Genomic DNA, 236 nt, shown 5'->3' with positions numbered 1-236 from the left:
CAGCCCCGCCTGCGCGGGGACGACCTACTGTCCTCGGGCGCGAACATGACATCCCCGGGAACAGCCCCGCCTGCGCGGGGACGACCCCGTCCCAAGGCCATCCAACTCGACCATGTCGGGAACAGCCCCGCCTGCGCGGGGACGACGAGCTTCTCGAGAGTGGATTGTGGCTGATCCACGGAACAGCCCCGCCTGCGCGGGGACGACCTGACGGCTTCGGGCTACTGACAGTCCTG

Origin of the sequence: Dietzia sp. B19, from assembly GCF_014145155.1 — a bacterium.
Classification (GTDB): Bacteria; Actinomycetota; Actinomycetes; order Mycobacteriales; family Mycobacteriaceae; genus Dietzia; species Dietzia natronolimnaea.
The sequence above is the reverse complement of the archived record's forward strand: the minus strand, read 5'-3'. Positions refer to the sequence as shown.